Below are 16,280 nucleotides of genomic sequence, written 5' to 3'. Positions count from 1 at the left end.
ATTTGAGATTCCTTCCCCTAAGAGCCTTTCTGTCATGTTGCTGAGCCGAATCCGACCCTTTGCGCTGTCGCTGGCGATCGCCGCGACCGTGGCTGCCTGCGGCGGCCAACCCCAGGCCCCCGAGCAGGGCCCGGGTGACGTCACTGTGGTCACGCTGAAGTCCGAGACCGTGGGCCTGACCCGCGAACTGCCGGGCCGTACCAACGCCTTCCTGGTCGCCGAAGTGCGGCCGCAGGTCAGTGGCATCGTCGCCAAGCGCCTGTTCTCCGAAGGTGGCATGGTCAAGGCCGGCGAGGCGCTGTACCAGATCGAGGACGCCAGCTACCGCGCCCAGGCCAACAGTGCCCGTGCCCAGCTGGCCCGCGCCGAGGCCACCGCCAACGCCGCCCGGCTGAGCGCCAAGCGCATCACCGAGCTGGCCAAGGTCGATGCGGTCAGCCAGCAGGACCTGGAAAATGCCGTGGCCGCGCAGAAGCAGGCCGAGGCGGATGTCGGTGCCGCGAAGGCATCGCTGGACGCAGCCAACGTCACCCTGGGCTACGCCCGCATCACCGCGCCGATCAGCGGCCGCATCGGCAAGTCCAGCGTCACCCAGGGTGCGCTGGTCAGCGCCGGCCAGGCCAATGCACTGGCTACGGTGCAGCAGCTGGATCCGATCTATGTCGACCTGACCCAGTCCTCGGCCGAGCTGCTGCAGCTGCGCCGCGAACTGGCCGCCGGCCGCCTGCAGGACAACCAGACCCTGCCGGTCAGCATCCTGATGGAAGACGGCAGCACCTTCGAGCACAAGGGCACGCTGGAGTTCTCCGAAGTCAGCGTCGATCCGACCACCGGCAGCTTCGGCCTGCGCGTGAAGGTGGACAACCCGGACGGCCTGCTGATGCCGGGCATGTACGTGCGTGCGGTGATCGGCGGCGGCGTGCGCAGTGATGCCGTGCTGGTGCCGATGCAGGGCATCGCCCGCGATCCGAAGGGTGATACCACGGCGATGGTGGTCGGCAAGGACAACAAGGTCGAAGTACGCCCGGTCAAGGTCAGCCGCACGGTTGGCGACAAGTGGCTGGTCGAGGACGGCCTGAAGGCCGGTGACAAGGTCATCGTGGAAGGCCTGCAGAAGATCGGCCCCGGCATGCCGGTCAAGGCCACCGAAAAGGGCGACGTACCGGCCAAGCCGGCGGCCGCCGCCCAGCCTGCCGCCCCGGCCGGCGACGCGAAGTAAGCGGAGAACCCCATGGCACGCTTTTTCATCGATCGACCCATCTTCGCGTGGGTGATCGCCATCATCATCATGCTCGCCGGCGGCCTGGCCCTGTTCAAGCTGCCGGTCTCGATGTACCCCAACGTCGCGCCGCCGGCGGTGGAAATCAGCGCCACCTACCCGGGTGCATCGGCCAAGGTGGTCGAAGACTCGGTGACGCAGATCATCGAGCAGAACATGAAGGGCCTTGATGGCCTGATCTACTTCTCCTCCAACAGCTCGTCCAACGGCCAGGCCACCATCACCCTGACCTTCGAGAGCGGCACCAACCCGGACATCGCCCAGGTGCAGGTGCAGAACAAGCTGCAGCTGGCCATGCCGCTGCTGCCGCAGGAAGTGCAGCGGCAGGGCATCAACGTGGCCAAGTCCAGCTCGGGCTTCCTGAACGTCATCGCGTTCGTGTCCGAGAACGGCAGCATGGACGCCAACGACATCGCCGACTACGTCGGTTCCAATGTCGTCGACCGCCTCAGCCGCGTGCCGGGCGTGGGCAACATCCAGGTATTCGGTGGCAAGTACGCCATGCGCATCTGGCTGGACCCGAACAAGCTGCATACCTATGGCCTGTCCGTCGCGGAAGTGACTGCGGCGATCAAGGCGCAGAACGCCCAGGTGGCGATCGGCCAGCTCGGCGGTGCGCCGTCGGTGAAGGGCCAGCAGCTCAACGCCACCATCAACGCGCAGTCGCGCCTGCAGACCCCGGAACAGTTCCGCAACATCATCGTGCGCGGCGCGCAGGACGGTGCCGAGCTGCGCCTGGGTGATGTCGCCCGCGTCGAACTGGGTGCCGAGTCCTACGACTTCGTCACCCGCTACAACGGCCAGCCGGCCAGCGGCCTGGCGGTCACCCTGGCCACCGGCGCCAATGCGCTGGATACCGCTGCCGGCGTGGATGCTGCGCTGGACGACATGAAGAGCTTCTTCCCGGCCGGATTGAAGGCCGAGATCCCGTACGACACCACCCCCTTCGTGCGCGTGTCGATCAAGGGCGTGGTGCAGACCCTGCTCGAAGCGATCGTGCTGGTGTTCGTGGTGATGTACCTGTTCCTGCAGAACTTCCGCGCCACCCTGATCCCGACCATCGCCGTGCCGGTGGTGCTGCTGGGTACCTTCGGCGTGCTGGCGATGCTGGGCTTTTCGGTGAACATGCTGACCATGTTCGCGATGGTGCTGGCGATCGGCCTGCTGGTGGACGACGCCATCGTGGTGGTGGAGAACGTCGAGCGCATCATGTCCGAGGAAGGACTGTCGCCGCTTGAAGCGACCCGCAAGTCGATGGGCCAGATCACCGGTGCGCTGGTGGGTATCGGCCTGGTGCTGTCGGCGGTGTTCGTGCCGATGGCCTTCATGAGCGGATCCACCGGCGTGATCTACCGGCAGTTCTCGGCCACGATTGTCTCTGCAATGGCGTTGTCGGTACTGGTGGCGATCGTGCTGACGCCGGCACTGTGCGCGACCATGCTCAAGCCGTTGAAGAAGGGCGAGCATCATGTTGCCCACCGCGGCCTGGCCGGTCGCTTCTTCAACGGTTTCAACCGCGGCTTCGACCGCACCAGCGAAAGTTACCAGCGTGGTGTGCGCGGCATCATCCATCGTCCGTGGCGCTTCATGGGCATCGTGGCGGCACTGTTCGTGCTGATGGGCGTGCTGTTCGTGCGCCTGCCCAGCTCGTTCCTGCCCAACGAAGACCAGGGCGTGCTGATGGCGCTGGTGCAGGCCCCGGTCGGCGCCACCCAGGAGCGCACGCTGGAATCGATCGCGGCATTGGAGAACCACTTCCTGCAGAACGAGAAGGATGCGGTGGATTCGGTGTTCTCCGTGCAGGGCTTCAGCTTCGCCGGCATGGGCCAGAACGCCGGCATGGCGTTCGTCAAGCTGAAGGACTGGAGCGAGCGTGACGCCAACAATGGCGTGATGCCGATCACCGGTCGTGCGATGGCAGCCCTGGGCCAGATCAAGGATGCCTTCATCTTCGCCTTCCCGCCGCCGGCCATTCCGGAACTGGGTACCGCCTCGGGCTATACCTTCTTCCTGAAGGACAACAGCGGCCAGGGCCACGAGGCACTGGTGGCCGCACGCAACCAGCTGCTCGGCCTGGCCGCCGGCAGCAAGAAGCTGGCCAACGTGCGCCCGAACGGCCAGGAGGACACGCCGCAGTTCCGCATCGACATCGACGCGGCCAAGGCGACCTCGCTGGGGCTGTCGATCGACCAGATCAACGGCACGCTGGCCGCTGCGTGGGGCAGCTCGTACATCGACGACTTCGTCGATCGTGGCCGCGTCAAGCGCGTGTTCGTGCAGGCCGACCAGCCGTTCCGCATGGTCCCGGAGGACTTTGACCTCTGGTCCGTGAAGAACGACAAGGGCGAGATGGTGCCGTTCAGCGCGTTCGCCACCAAGCACTGGGATTACGGTTCGCCGCGCCTGGAGCGCTACAACGGTGTGTCGGCGATGGAGATCCAGGGCGAACCGGCCCCGGGTATTGCCTCTGGCGATGCCATGGCCGAGATCGAGCAACTGGCCAAGCAGCTGCCTGCGGGCTTCGGCATCGAGTGGACGGCGATGTCCTACCAGGAACGCCAGGCGGGCTCGCAGACGCCGTTGCTGTACACGCTGTCGCTGATGATCGTGTTCCTGTGCCTGGCCGCGATGTACGAAAGCTGGAGCGTGCCGACGGCGGTGCTGCTGGCGGCCCCGCTGGGTATCCTCGGCGCAGTGCTGGCCAATACCTTCAAGGGCCTGGAGCGCGACATCTATTTCCAGGTGGCGATGCTGACCACGGTAGGCCTGACCAGCAAGAACGCGATCCTGATCGTCGAGTTCGCCAAGGAAAACCTGGAGAAGGGCGCGGGCCTGATCGAGGCGATCATGCATGCGGTGCGCGACCGCCTGCGCCCGATCGTGATGACCTCGCTGGCCTTCGGCATGGGCGTGGTACCGCTGGCGATCTCCACCGGTGCCGGCTCCGGCGCCAAGCAGGCGATCGGCACCGGCGTGCTCGGCGGCATGATCGTCGGCACCGTGCTCGGCGTGTTCTTCGTACCGCTGTTCTTCGTGGTGGTGCAGCGCGTGTTCAAGCGCAAATCCACGACGTGATCGAAACGGCAGTGCCGGCCGCTGGCCGGCACTGCCTCCTGCCATACGGCAGTACCGATGGAAGTCATTCCCATGAAAAGTGCATCCCTGTTCCTTTCCATTGCCGCCGCGCTCGTGCTGGCCGGCTGCTCCACTCTGGTGCCGAAGAACACCGCCGTCGCTCCGGCAATTCCGGCGCAGTGGCCGGCCGAGGCTGTACAGGGCCAGGTGGCTGATGTCGCCGCCGTCGGCTGGCGCGATTTCTTCACCGATGCGCGCCTGCAGCAAGTGATCGAGCAGTCGCTGCAGAACAACCGCGACCTGCGCGTGGCCGTGCTCAACGTTGAACGCGCGCGCGGCCAGTACCGCGTACAGCGTGCCGACCGCGTGCCCGGCGTGGCCGTCACCGGCCAGATGCAGCGCCAGGGCACCGACGCTGGCGTCACCGAGCAGTTCACCGCCGGTGTCGGCGTGGCCGAGTTCGAGCTGGACCTGTTCGGCCGCGTGCGCAACCTCAGCGAAGCGGCACTGCAGCAGTACTTTGCCGTAGCTGCCAATCGTCGCAACGCGCAGCTGAGCCTGGTGGCCGAGACAGCGACGGCGTGGCTGACCTACGGTGCCGATGCCCAGCGTCTGAAGATCGCCGATGCCACGCTGAAGACCTACGAGGATTCGTTGCGCTTGGCCGAGGCCCGCCACGAGCGTGGTGGCAGTTCGGCACTGGAACTGACCCAGACCCGCACGCTGGTCGAGACCGCGCGCACTGATGCCGCGCGCCTGCGTGGCCAGCTGGCCCAGGACCGCAACGCGCTGGCGCTGCTGGCCGGTGGCCAGTTGGATCCGGCGCTGCTGCCGGACGGCATCGAACCGCAGTTGCTGGCACTGGCGCCTCCGCCGGCCGGCCTGCCCAGCGATGTGCTGCTGCAGCGCCCGGACATCATGGCCGCCGAACACCAGCTGCTGGCCGCCAATGCCAACATCGGCGCGGCACGTGCCGCGTTCTTCCCGAGCATCTCGCTGACCGGCAGCATTGGCAGTGGCTCCAGCGAATTGTCCAGTCTGTTCGACAGCGGCACTCGCGTATGGAGTTTCCTGCCGAAGATCACCCTGCCGATCTTCCAGGGCGGCAAGCTGCGCGCCAACCTGGCCGTCGCCAACGCTGATCGTGATATCGCACTGGCGCAGTACGAGAAGTCGATCCAGGTGGGCTTCCGCGAAACCGCCGATGCGCTGGCGTTGAATGTCAGCCTGGATGAACAGGTGAGTTCACAGCAGCGCCTGGTGGAAGCGGCCGAACAGGCCAACCGCCTGTCGCAGGCACGTTACGACGCCGGCCTGGACAGCTTCGTGACCCTGCTGGACGCACGACGTACTGCCTACAACGCGCAGCAGACCCAGTTGCAGGCGCAGTTGGCCCAGCAGGCCAACCGCATCACTCTGTACAAGGTACTGGGCGGCGGCTGGCACGAGCGCGGCTGAGGGAAGGCCTGCCGGCGGCCGGCTCTACCTGGATGATCGATGGCAGTGCCGGCCGCTGGCCGGCATTGTCATTCTGGGGCCTGCTACACCGCTTCATCGTCGCGTCGCGCCGCATGGCAGGCGCGGACGCGCGCCAGCGCATCGCCTGCTTCGCGGGCCATCTGCTCGTACTCGGCACGGATCTCTTCCAGGCGCGCTTCGTCCAGTTCTTCCAGATCCAGCAGTTCGTTGTTGGCTTCGGCCGTCGCCCGGATCAGCTCGTCCAGCTTGATCTGCATCGCGGCAGTGTCGGCGTTCTGCGTGTGCTGGATCAGGAACACCATCAGGAAGGTGATGATGGTGGTGCCGGTATTGATCACCAGCTGCCAGGTGTCGTTGAAACCGAACACCGGGCCGGTGATGCCCCAGATCACCACGATCGCCACCGCAGCCAGGAAGGTCCACGGTGAGCCGGTGGCTGTCGCGGCCTTCTTGGCGATCGTATTGAACAGGTTGCGCGCTTTCATCGTCGTCGTGTGCCCACTCAGGTGACGAGGATGATCGGCAGTGACCCGTGCAGGCGCCGTGCAGCGCCGGTCAGGCGCGCATGCGCTGCAGTCGTGGCGCCTGCAGGCTGCGCACCGGGCTGCTCTGGTAGACGTGTTGCCAGCAACGGTCGACGAACTCACGGGCCTGGGCCTCGCTCAGCCGCGGCATGATCTGCAAGGCATACTGGGTCTGGAACATCTCGTCACGTTCGGCCTCGCTGGCGCGCGGCTGGGTGATCAGCGAATCACAGGCGAACTTGATCCACGGCACGTACGAGCCGAACGAGTTGTGCGGCAGTGCGCCTTCGGCATGCTGGCGGCGCCAGTGGTCAAGCTCGGCGTCTACGTTGATGACCGGAGGAATGGTGGGGACTTCAGCGTGCATGACAATCCAGTTCGGTTGAGTGGAAAGGGAGTGGGGGTTCATCGGAGTGTGGCGTATGTGGCGGTGCATGCCGCGTCAGCGGGATGTGGAGCCGGCGTGGCGATTGCCGATCAATTGCGCATGCTCGACCGCACCGAGGTCCTCGGCCATGTCGGCCATCGCATTGCACAGGCGCTCCTGATCGAGCGGATGGTCGCGCACCAGTTCCAGCTGCAGGCCCTGGTAGGCGGTCCAGAACCTGGCGCCACGCTGGTGCAGCGCGTACTGCTGCTGCAGGCGCTCGCGGATGGCATCGAGGATCGGGTCGGGCGGGGGACGTACGGCGTGCGCGCACATGGCTGGCTCCGCCGGGGAAAGGGACCCCGGTAACCCCACCCTAGGCGCCTCGGCCGGATGGGGTGTTACCGCAGTGTATGCACGCAGCGCAGCTGACTGTGCACGGGTTCACGGCATCGGCCGCAAACGCTGCAGGCACTAGAACGTGCCCGCGCTGAAGCGTTCATTAAACGGGTTCAATGACACGTTGCACGGTGCTTATTCACCGATGTCTTCGTTCCAGATCTCCGGATGCTGCGCAATGAAGCCACCCAGCAGGTCAACGCATTCCTGGTTGTCGAGGTCGATCACGTTGACGCCGTTCTCGCGCAGCCAGTCGATGCCGCCCTGGAACGTGCGCGATTCGCCCACCACCACGGTGCCGATGTTGAACTGGCGCACCAGGCCCGAGCAGTACCAGCACGGCGCCAGGGTGGTGACCATGATGGTGTCCTGGTAGCGGCGCTGGCGGCCGGCCTTGCGGAAGGCGTCGGTTTCGCCGTGCACCGACGGGTCGCCTTCCTGCACGCGGCGGTTGTGGCCGCAGCCGAGCAGGCGGCCGTCGTTGTGGTACAGCGCCGCGCCGATCGGCACGCCGCCCTCGGCCAGGCCCTGGCGGGCTTCGGCGATGGCGGTCTGCAGCAGGGCCTGGTAGTCGGGCGTGGTGATCATGCGGGGGCTCCGGTCAGTCGTGGCCCGCCATCATACGGGCAGGGGGTGCCGCTCGCCCCCGGCGGTGCGATAATCGGGGCCATGAGCGAATCCCCCTACAAAGCCGGTACCACCCATTTCGGGTTCCGCGACGTCGCCGCCAAGGACAAGCAGAAGCTGGTCGGCCAGGTGTTCACCTCGGTCGCGCGCAACTACGACCTGATGAACGACCTGATGAGCCTGGGCGTGCACCGGGCGTGGAAGCGCTACTACGTCGCGACCGCGCAGGTGAAGCCGGGCGACCGCGTGCTCGATCTGGCCGGCGGCACCGGCGACATCGCCGCCCTGCTGAAGGAACGCGTCGGCGCCGAGGGCTCGGTGGTGCTGGGCGACATCAACGCCGGCATGCTGTCGGTCGGCCGGGACCGCCTGACCAACCGCGGCCTGGTGCTTGGCCTGGACTACGTGCAGTGCAACGCCGAAGCCCTGCCGTTCCCGGACAACAGCTTCGACCTGGTCACCATTGCCTTCGGCCTGCGCAACGTGACCGACAAGGACGCCGGCCTGCGCGAGATGTACCGCGTGCTGAAGGTGGGCGGCCAGGCCCGCGTGCTGGAGTTCTCCGAGGTCACTGCGGACTGGTTCAAGCCGATCTACGACTTCCACTCGTTCAAGATCCTGCCCAGGTTGGGCAAGTTGTTCGCCAACGATTCGGACAGCTACCAGTATCTGGCCGAGAGCATCCGCAAGCATCCGCCGCAGGACGAACTGAAGGCGATGATGGGGCAGGCCGGCTTCGAGCGCTGCCACTACAAGAACCTGACCGGCGGCATCGTGTCGATCCATTCCGGCTACAAGCTGTAAGCCCGGTGTTCCGGTAGTGCCGGCCGCTGGCCGGCACCTGCGCGGGCAACCACCGGGCGACGGGGTTGCCGGCCAGCGGCCGGCACTACCGGCGCTGTGCCTGCCATTACCCCGCACCGCGCAACGCCTGCCGGGCCGGAGGGAGGTACCATTGGGGTTTGATCCCCGTAACGGTCCCGATTCATGCGTAATCCGCTGATGCTCCTTCCGCTGGCCGTGGCCCTGGCCGCCGGCTGCTCCCAGGAGGCGGCCGCGCCCGCCGCCGCCCCGACTGCCGCAAAGGCCCCTGCCGCCCCCGTGAACGCCGAGAACCGCAGCCACGACGAGAGCTCGTACGCCGAGCCGGACAAGGTCGTCATCAAGGACATCGAGCTGGATCTGAAGCTGGACTTCGACCAGAAGCAGATCGGCGGTACCGCCACCTACACCCTGGAATGGAAACAGAAGGACGCCAGGCAGCTGGTGCTCGACACCCGCGAGCTGACCGTGTCCAAGGTCGAGGCCGTTGCCGCCGACGGCGCGCGCAGCCCGCTGAAGTTCGAACTGGCCCCGGCCGACAAGGTGTTCGGCAGCAAGCTGACCATCGAGGCTGCGGAACAGCCGGCCAAGGTGGAAGTGACCTACCACACCGCACCGACCGCCTCGGGCCTGCAGTGGCTGGCGCCGTCGATGACCGAGGGCAAGAAGCTGCCCTTCATGTTCAGCCAGTCGCAGGCCATCCATGCCCGTTCCTGGGTGCCGCTGCAGGACACCCCGAGCGTGCGCTTCACCTACAGCGCGCACGTGGTCTCGCGCCCGGACGTGATGGTGCTGATGAGCGCCGACAACGATCCGAAGGCCGCGCGTGATGGTGACTACACCTTCAAGATGCCGCAGCCGATTCCGTCCTATCTGCTGGCCATCGCCGCCGGCGACCTGGTGTTTGAGCCGATCTCCGGCCGCTCCGGCGTCTGGGCCGAGCCGACCATGGTCAACAAGGCCGCCAAGGAATTCGAAGACACCGAGAAGATGATCGGTGCCGCCGAGAAGCTGTACGGCGAATACCGCTGGGGCCGCTACGACATGCTGGTGCTGCCGCCGTCGTTCCCGTTCGGTGGAATGGAGAACCCGCGCCTGACCTTCGCCACCCCGACCGTGATCGTCGGCGACAAGTCGCTGGTCTCGCTGGTCGCCCACGAACTGGCGCACAGCTGGTCGGGCAACCTGGTGACCAACGCCAGCTGGAAGGACATCTGGCTCAATGAAGGCTTCACCACCTACGTCCAGGGCCGCATCACCGAAGCCCTGTACGGCAAGGAAATGGCCGAGATGGAGAAGCAGATCGACCAGACCGACCTGCTGGCCGAAGTGAAGGACATGAGCCCGGCCGACCAGGCACTGGCGCTGCCGCCGCTGAACGAGCGTGATCCCGACGAAGCCCTCAGCCAGGTGGCCTACGTCAAGGGTGCGTGGTTCCTGGAATTCCTGGAGCAGCGCTTCGGCCGCGAGACCTTCGATCCGTTCCTGCGCGGCTGGTTCGATGACCATGCTTTCCAGAGCGCGAACACCGACCAGTTCGTCGACTACATGAAGAAGAACCTGCTGCCGAAGAATCCGTCGGCAGTGACCGAGGCCGAACTGAAGGCATGGCTGGACGAGCCGGGCATTCCGGCGTTCGCGGCCAAGGCGCAGTCGCGCAACTTCAGCAGCGTCGATACCGCGCGCATCGCCTTCGCCAGCGCCGGCACTGTGCCGAGCAGCCAGGTCATCGCCGACTGGAGCACGCAGGAATGGGTGCGCTTCATCGATGGCCTGGGCGCGACCCAGCCGCTGGACAAGCTGGCCACGCTGGACAAGGCCTTCCACTTCACCGGCACCCCGAATGGCGAGATCGCCATGCGCTGGTACCCGCTGGCAATCCGCAGCGGCTACGAGCAGGCCAATGAAGGCGCGGCTGCATTCATCGAGCGCGTCGGCCGTCGCAAGCTGATCATGCCGATCTACGCCGAACTGGTGAAGACCCCGAAGGGGCTGGAGCTGGCCAAGCAGGCCTTCGAAAAGGCCAAGCCGGGCTACCACCCGATCACCACCGCCTCGGTCCAGGACATGCTGGCCAAGGCTGAAGCCAAGTAAGCGGTAGTGCCGGTCGCTGACCGGCAACCGGTCACTGCTTCACCACCAACGGCGGGGAAACCCGCCGTTGGTGTATCCGCTTTTCGCTGCCGATAGAATCGGGATGCACTCGCAAAGGACCTCCGCCATGAAACGACTGATCCTGCTCACCGCCTGCACCCTGGCGCTGGCCGCCTGCAGCAACCCCGAGGAAGAACGCAAGGCGCAGGAAGCCGCCGCGGCCGCCGTGCAGGCGCAGAAGGAGGCCAAGGCCGAAGACCTGGCCAAGCAGTACGACATGGCCGTGGCCGCGCAGGACTGGGAGCGCGCGCGCCTGCACGGCGCCTCGCTGCTGGACCAGTACAAGGACACCGCCGCCGCCGAGCGCATCGCTGCAGGCTTCGACGAGGTCAAGGCCAAGGGCGATGCCGCGCGCGACCTGCGCCGCATGCAGGCGCTGTGGCAGTACAACCAGATCCCGGTGGGCAACAAGGGCAACCAGGTGTCGGCGCAGATCTACAGCAAGGAACGGGTGGACGTGGATGGCAGCGGCGCGAAGACGGTGCAGCTGGTGTTCCGCGATCATCCGGAGTGGAAGCGGCATGCCTACCTGGTGCTGCAGGCCGGCGATTTCCGTTGCCCGCAGTGCACGGTGAAAGTGACCGTGGACGACGGCAAGCCGGTGTCGATGGCGGCGTGGCGCCCGAAGACCGATGAAGCCATCGCCCTGTTCATCACCGACCAGAAGGCGCTGTGGAAGCTGGCGCGCAAGGGCAGGTCGATCAGCATCGAGTTCCCGGTCAAGGCCGGCGGCACCCGCACGGCGGTGTTCGAAACGGGTGGTGTAGACGCCAGCCGCATGCCGCAGTGGTGGCAGTGACGGGGGCGGCGGGCAGCGCAGTGCACGCGTTGTCCGCGATCCGGCACTGGGTGTTCGACATGGATGGCACGCTGACCGTCGCCGTGCATGATTTCGCCGCGATCCGCCGTACGCTGCAGATCGCCGCGGAGGAAGACATCCTCGACCATATCGCGGCGTTGCCGGATGCATCGGCGCAGGCCAAGCGTGAGTGGTTGCTGGATCACGAGCGCGCGCTGGCCGAGGACGCGCTGCCGGCGCCGGGTGCGGTGAAGCTGCTGCGCGCGCTGGCGGCGGCTGGCTGCCGGCTGGGCATCCTGACCCGCAATGATCATGCGCTGGCGAAGCTGACGTTGGACGCGATCGGGGTCGGGGCGTTGTTCGACGATGCCGACATCATTGGTCGCGATGAAGCGGTGCCCAAGCCCTCGCCGGAGGGCCTGCAGCAGCATCTGCGGCGATGGGGCATCGGGCCTGCGCAGGCGGTGATGGTGGGTGACCACGCCTACGACCTGGAGTGCGGCCGCGCCGCGGGCGCCCATACCGTACTGGTCAACCTGCCGGAAAACCCATGGCCGGGCCGCGCCGACTGGCATTTCGCCGATTGCCGCGCGCTGTTGGCTGCCTGGCAGGCCGCATGACCGGCGCGCGCAAGCCGAGCATGGGCTCGGCTCTACAGAGAGCAGGCAACGTGTCGGTCGGAAGTTCCGGTAGTGCCGGCCGCTGGCCGGCAGTGTCGACCAAGGTCGACACCTACCAACAGCATTCCCAGCGGCGCATCGGGTGGAAAGCCCCCTTGTTGTTCAACGGGGCGCGCTGAAGGCGCGGGGATAAGGTGGAATGCGCGAGCAATTTGGTTACGCGCCAAGCGCGTAGCCAAATTGCTGCTTGAACTGCTCGTTGAACTCATCGAAGGTGAAACGCTGGTTCTGCGTGCCCGGATGCTCGACCTTCAGCGCGCCCATCAGGTTGCCCATGCGGCCGATGGTCAGCCAGTCGTAGCCTTTCTGGATGCCGTAGATCAGGCCGGCGCGGAAGGCGTCGCCACAGCCGGTCGGGTCGACCACGCGGCGCTCGTGCGCCGGCGGGATGTCATAGCTCTTTTCCGGGGTGTGGATGACCGCGCCTTTCGGGCCACGGGTGGTGATGTAGGCCTTGACCCGGCTGACGATCTCCTTTTCGTCCCAGCCGGTGCGCTCCTGCAGCAGGTTCGACTCGTAGTCGTTGACCACCACGTAGTCGGCCTGCTCGATGAAGGCGCGCAGTTCCGGGCCGTTGAACAGCGGCATGGCCTGGCCCGGGTCGAAGATGAACGGGATGCCGTCTTCGTGGAATTCCTGCGCGTTCTGGATCATGCCTTCGCGGCCATCCGGGCCGACCAGGCCCAGGGTCACGCCCGGCACCCCACGCACGTGGTTCTCGTAGGAACGCATCATCGCGCCCGGGTGGAAGGCGGTGATCTGGTTGTTGTCGTGGTCGGTGGTGATGAACGCCTGCGGGGTGAACAGCTCATCGATCACGCGCACGCGCGACAGGTCGATGCCCAGGCCTTCGAAGTATTCGCGGTACGGGCCGAAGTCCGAACCCACGGTGCCCATCGGGATCGGCTGGCCGCCCAGCAGGTGCAGGTTGTAGGCGATGTTGCCTGCGCAGCCGCCGAACTCGCGGCGCATGCGCGGCACCAGGAAGGACACGTTCAGGATGTGCACCTTGTCCGGCAGGATGTGATTCTTGAACTGGTCCGGGAACACCATGATGGTGTCGAAGGCAAGAGAACCACAGATCAGAGCGGACATCGATGTAAGCCTATGCGGTGAATTTTGGGGTGGGCCGGCCCGGTTCATCGGGCAAGCAAACGGCGCCCTTGGGCGCCCGACGGCGCAAAGGTTACCCGCTGGTGCCGCTCAGGGCCAGAACCGGGTGAGACCCGATCAGGCCGAAAGCCTGTGAAGACGCGGGTTCAGCTAGTTTTTTCCTTGCTCGGCGGCAGGCGGGTTGCTAGGCTTGTCGGCCTCGATTTCTGCCCATTTTTTCGCCATCCCGCGGCGGGCACGACACCCCTCAGGACTCCTTCCTCAGATGTTCAAGAAACTCCGTGGCATGTTCTCCAACGACCTGTCCATCGACCTGGGCACGGCCAACACCCTCATCTACGTGCGCGGGCAGGGGATCGTGCTGAACGAGCCGTCGGTCGTGGCCGTGCGCCAGGACCGTGCCATCGGTGGCACCCGCTCGGTGGCAGCCGTCGGCGCCGAAGCCAAGCAGATGCTGGGCCGTACCCCGGGCCACATCACCACCATCCGCCCGATGAAGGATGGCGTCATCGCCGACTTCACCTATACCGAGGCGATGCTCAAGCACTTCATCAAGAAGGTGCACAAGTCGCGCGTGCTTCGCCCGAGCCCGCGCGTGCTGGTCTGCGTGCCGGCCGGCTCGACCCAGGTCGAGCGCCGCGCGATCAAGGAATCGGCCGAGGAAGCCGGTGCCCGTGACGTGTTCCTGATCGAAGAACCGATGGCCGCCGCGATCGGCGCCGGCATGCCGGTCACCGAAGCCCGTGGCTCGATGGTCATCGACATCGGCGGTGGCACCACCGAAGTGGCGGTCATCTCGCTCAACGGCATCGTCTATTCGGCCTCGGTCCGCATCGGCGGCGACCGCTTCGACGAGTCCATCACCAACTACGTGCGCCGCAACCACGGCATGCTGATCGGTGAAGCCACCGCCGAGCGCATCAAGGTCGAGCTGGGCTGCGCCTACCCGCAGGCGGAAGTGATCGAGATGGAGATCTCCGGCCGCAACCTCGCCGAGGGCGTGCCGAAGATGATCAAGATCAGCTCCAACGAGGTGCTCGAGGCCCTGCACGAGCCGCTGTCGGGCATCGTCAGCGCGGTCAAGCTGGCGCTGGAGCAGACCCCGCCGGAACTGTGCGCCGACGTCGCCGAGCGCGGCATCGTGCTGACCGGTGGTGGCGCCCTGCTGCGCGACCTGGACCGCCTGATCTCCGAGGAGACCGGCCTGCACGTGCAGGTGGCCGACGATCCGCTGACCTGCGTGGCGCGCGGTGGCGGCCGTGCGCTGGAGCTGGTGGACATGCACGGCAACGAGTTCTTTGCGCCGGAATAAGCCGTCCCGGCCGTTCCTGCCCGCCGCGCCCTTCCGGGGTGCGGCCCGCCGTGATGGCGGGCCGGCACCGGCGGGGCGCCCGCGTGTTTCCCTTCCGCCTTCTGCCAGTTGAATCGTTGCCGTGCCGCCCTACGCCGGTCCTCCCGTCGCCTCCCGATCCGGTGATGCCGCCAGCCCCCTGCGGTTGCTGGCCTATCTCGCGTTGGCCATCACCCTGATCGTGCTTGATGACCAGGCCGGCTGGCTGGCACGCCTGCGCGAGCAGGCCAACAGCCTGGTACAGCCGGTATGGGCACTGGCTGGCCTGCCCGGCAAGCTCGGCAACCAGGTCAAGGACTCCGCCGCCAGCCATACCCAGCTGGTCGCCGAAAACCGTGAACTGCGCAACCAGCTGCTGCTGGCCAACGCGCGCCTGACTCGCCTGCAGACCGCCGCGCTGGACAACGCCCAGCTGCGCGAACTGCTGAACGTGGCCGAGCGCAGTGGCCTGGACGTGCAGCTGGCGCCGATCCTGGACATCGACCTGGACCCGGTGAAGCAGCGCCTGGTGCTCGACGCAGGCAGCCGCGAGGGCGTGCACGTCGGCCAGGCGGTGATCGACGCCGGCGGCCTGATGGGGCAGGTGATCAGCGTCACCGGTGGCACCTCCACCGTGCTGCTGCTGACCGATCCCGACCACGCGGTGCCGGTCACCGTGGCCCGCAACGGCGTGCGCCTGATCGTCTATGGCCGCGGCGACACGCTGGAACTGCGCGACATCCCGCTCAGCGCTGGCGTGGAAGTGGGCGATGAGATCGTCACCTCCGGCCTCGGCGGGCGCTTCCCGGCCGGTTTCCCGGTCGGCACCATCACCGGCCTGCGCCCGGACGACACCCACGCCTTCCTGGTCGGCGAACTGAAGCCGGCGGCCCAGCTCGACCGCGGCCGCGACGTGCTGCTGCTGCGCCCGGGCGCGGCGATCCGCTTGCCTGCGGCCAGCGAACCGCAGCCGACTGCACCTTCGGCGCAACCGGCCCGCGCATCTTCCCTTACCCCCCCGCCTTCGGCGCGCCCCCCTCAACAAGAGGGGAGCTCTCCACCCGCCGGGTCCCCGGTAGTGCCGGCCGTTGGCCGGCAACCGCAACCCGCCCAGTCCATCCAACCCGCCGCGCAGGAGCCCGCACGATGAGCCGCCTGCGCGACAACCCGTGGGTGCTGCCGGCCAGCCTGGTGGTGGCGCTGCTGCTGGGCCTGCTGCCGCTGCCGGCGCTGCTGCAGCCGCTGCGCCCATACTGGCTGGCGCTGGTGCTGGCGTACTGGGTGATCGAAGCTCCCGAACGCGTCGGCCTGGGCATCGCCTTCGCCAGCGGCGTGGTGGCCGACCTGCTGTACGGCGGCGTGCTGGGCGAACAGGCACTGCGGCTGGTGATGCTGGCCTTCATCCTGCAGCGCTTCCGTGCCCGCATCCGCTTCTTCCCGATGTCCCAGCAGATGCTGGCCATCGGCGGCCTGCTGTTCAACGATCGCATCGTCAGCGCGCTGGTCCACATCGTGGTGGATGAGCCAACGCTGCCCTGGTCGTACTGGTGGGCGCCTCTGCTGGGCATGGGCCTGTGGCCGCTGGTGTTCGTGCTGCTGGACGCGGTGCGCTTCGGCAAGCGCGGGCGCTGA

Annotated in this window: 15 protein-coding genes; 10 read left to right on the top strand and 5 right to left on the bottom strand. The window is 66.8% G+C overall.

The features are described 5' to 3' along the window. The first annotated feature begins 34 nt into the window (after positions 1-34). From smeD to smeF, 3 genes are read left to right on the top strand one after another with little or no spacing between them, the layout of a single operon-like run. Positions 35-1,219: a multidrug efflux RND transporter periplasmic adaptor subunit SmeD gene (gene smeD / locus ACSDHM_RS15870; protein WP_072167198.1), complete on the top strand. Its 1,185-nt coding sequence runs from the start codon at positions 35-37 to the stop codon at positions 1,217-1,219. A gap of 12 nt (positions 1,220-1,231) precedes the next feature. Next, positions 1,232-4,354, top strand: a complete 3,123-nt coding sequence (smeE, locus tag ACSDHM_RS15865; protein ID WP_095378279.1) for a multidrug efflux RND transporter permease subunit SmeE — start codon at positions 1,232-1,234, stop codon at positions 4,352-4,354. A 57-nt stretch (positions 4,355-4,411) separates the two neighbouring features. Then, positions 4,412-5,812 (top strand): multidrug efflux RND transporter outer membrane subunit SmeF, encoded by a 1,401-nt coding sequence (smeF, locus tag ACSDHM_RS15860; RefSeq protein ID WP_143592510.1) that lies wholly within the window; start codon positions 4,412-4,414, stop codon positions 5,810-5,812. Positions 5,813-5,895: 83 nt separating this feature from the next. On the opposite strand, the gene ACSDHM_RS15855 is transcribed toward smeF, so the two are convergent. From ACSDHM_RS15855 to ACSDHM_RS15840, 4 genes are all read right to left on the bottom strand, one after another. Then, entirely contained in the window at positions 5,896-6,318 is a 423-nt protein-coding gene (locus tag ACSDHM_RS15855) for a low affinity iron permease family protein (protein WP_065186225.1), read from the bottom strand. A 70-nt stretch (positions 6,319-6,388) separates the two neighbouring features. Beyond that, positions 6,389-6,724, bottom strand: a complete 336-nt coding sequence (locus ACSDHM_RS15850) for a hypothetical protein (RefSeq protein WP_005411085.1) — start codon at positions 6,722-6,724, stop codon at positions 6,389-6,391. A 75-nt stretch (positions 6,725-6,799) separates the two neighbouring features. Then, positions 6,800-7,060, bottom strand: coding sequence for a hypothetical protein (locus tag ACSDHM_RS15845; RefSeq protein ID WP_053497535.1), 261 nt, complete (start codon positions 7,058-7,060; stop codon positions 6,800-6,802). Between the two features lie 198 nt (positions 7,061-7,258). Beyond that, positions 7,259-7,711, bottom strand: a complete 453-nt coding sequence (locus ACSDHM_RS15840; RefSeq protein ID WP_049399252.1) for a nucleoside deaminase — start codon at positions 7,709-7,711, stop codon at positions 7,259-7,261. 81 nt (positions 7,712-7,792) lie between these two features. On the opposite strand from ACSDHM_RS15840, the gene ubiE reads away from it, so the two are divergent. The 4 genes from ubiE (at position 7,793) to ACSDHM_RS15820 (ending at position 12,145) form a co-directional block, all read left to right on the top strand. Further along, entirely contained in the window at positions 7,793-8,554 is a 762-nt protein-coding gene (ubiE, locus tag ACSDHM_RS15835; RefSeq protein ID WP_005419407.1) for a bifunctional demethylmenaquinone methyltransferase/2-methoxy-6-polyprenyl-1,4-benzoquinol methylase UbiE, read from the top strand. Positions 8,555-8,737: 183 nt separating this feature from the next. Then, positions 8,738-10,666 carry a M1 family metallopeptidase gene (locus tag ACSDHM_RS15830; protein ID WP_439426380.1) on the top strand — a complete coding sequence of 643 codons (1,929 nt, stop codon included), beginning with the start codon at positions 8,738-8,740 and terminating at the stop codon, positions 10,664-10,666. 127 nt (positions 10,667-10,793) lie between these two features. Next, the gene (locus ACSDHM_RS15825; RefSeq protein WP_088496534.1) at positions 10,794-11,525 is read left to right on the top strand and encodes a hypothetical protein; all 732 of its coding nucleotides are present in this window, start codon (positions 10,794-10,796) and stop codon (positions 11,523-11,525) included. Beyond that, positions 11,513-12,145 (top strand): HAD family hydrolase, encoded by a 633-nt coding sequence (locus ACSDHM_RS15820; RefSeq protein WP_111007807.1) that lies wholly within the window; start codon positions 11,513-11,515, stop codon positions 12,143-12,145. The genes ACSDHM_RS15825 and ACSDHM_RS15820 overlap by 13 nt, the downstream gene beginning before the upstream one ends. Before the next feature lie 216 nt (positions 12,146-12,361). Here ACSDHM_RS15820 and ACSDHM_RS15815 read toward each other — a convergent pair whose 3' ends face one another. After that, positions 12,362-13,300: a carbohydrate kinase family protein gene (locus ACSDHM_RS15815; RefSeq protein WP_005419403.1), complete on the bottom strand. Its 939-nt coding sequence runs from the start codon at positions 13,298-13,300 to the stop codon at positions 12,362-12,364. A 283-nt stretch (positions 13,301-13,583) separates the two neighbouring features. Here ACSDHM_RS15815 and ACSDHM_RS15810 point away from each other — a divergent pair, with 283 nt between their 5' ends. The 3 genes from ACSDHM_RS15810 to mreD all read left to right on the top strand — a co-directional run bounded on the left by ACSDHM_RS15810 (position 13,584) and on the right by mreD (position 16,280). Next, on the top strand, positions 13,584-14,630 hold the full coding sequence (locus ACSDHM_RS15810) for a rod shape-determining protein (protein WP_005419402.1): 1,047 nt from the start codon (positions 13,584-13,586) through the stop codon (positions 14,628-14,630). A gap of 121 nt (positions 14,631-14,751) precedes the next feature. Then, positions 14,752-15,798: a rod shape-determining protein MreC gene (mreC, locus tag ACSDHM_RS15805; protein ID WP_111007806.1), complete on the top strand. Its 1,047-nt coding sequence runs from the start codon at positions 14,752-14,754 to the stop codon at positions 15,796-15,798. Further along, positions 15,795-16,280: a rod shape-determining protein MreD gene (gene mreD / locus ACSDHM_RS15800; protein WP_005419400.1), complete on the top strand. Its 486-nt coding sequence runs from the start codon at positions 15,795-15,797 to the stop codon at positions 16,278-16,280. Before mreC ends, mreD begins: the two co-directional genes overlap by 4 nt.

This window comes from Stenotrophomonas sp. T8 (assembly GCF_051853085.1).
Lineage (GTDB): Bacteria > Pseudomonadota > Gammaproteobacteria > Xanthomonadales > Xanthomonadaceae > Stenotrophomonas > Stenotrophomonas sepilia.
This window is presented reverse-complemented; position numbering and strand designations above follow the sequence as displayed.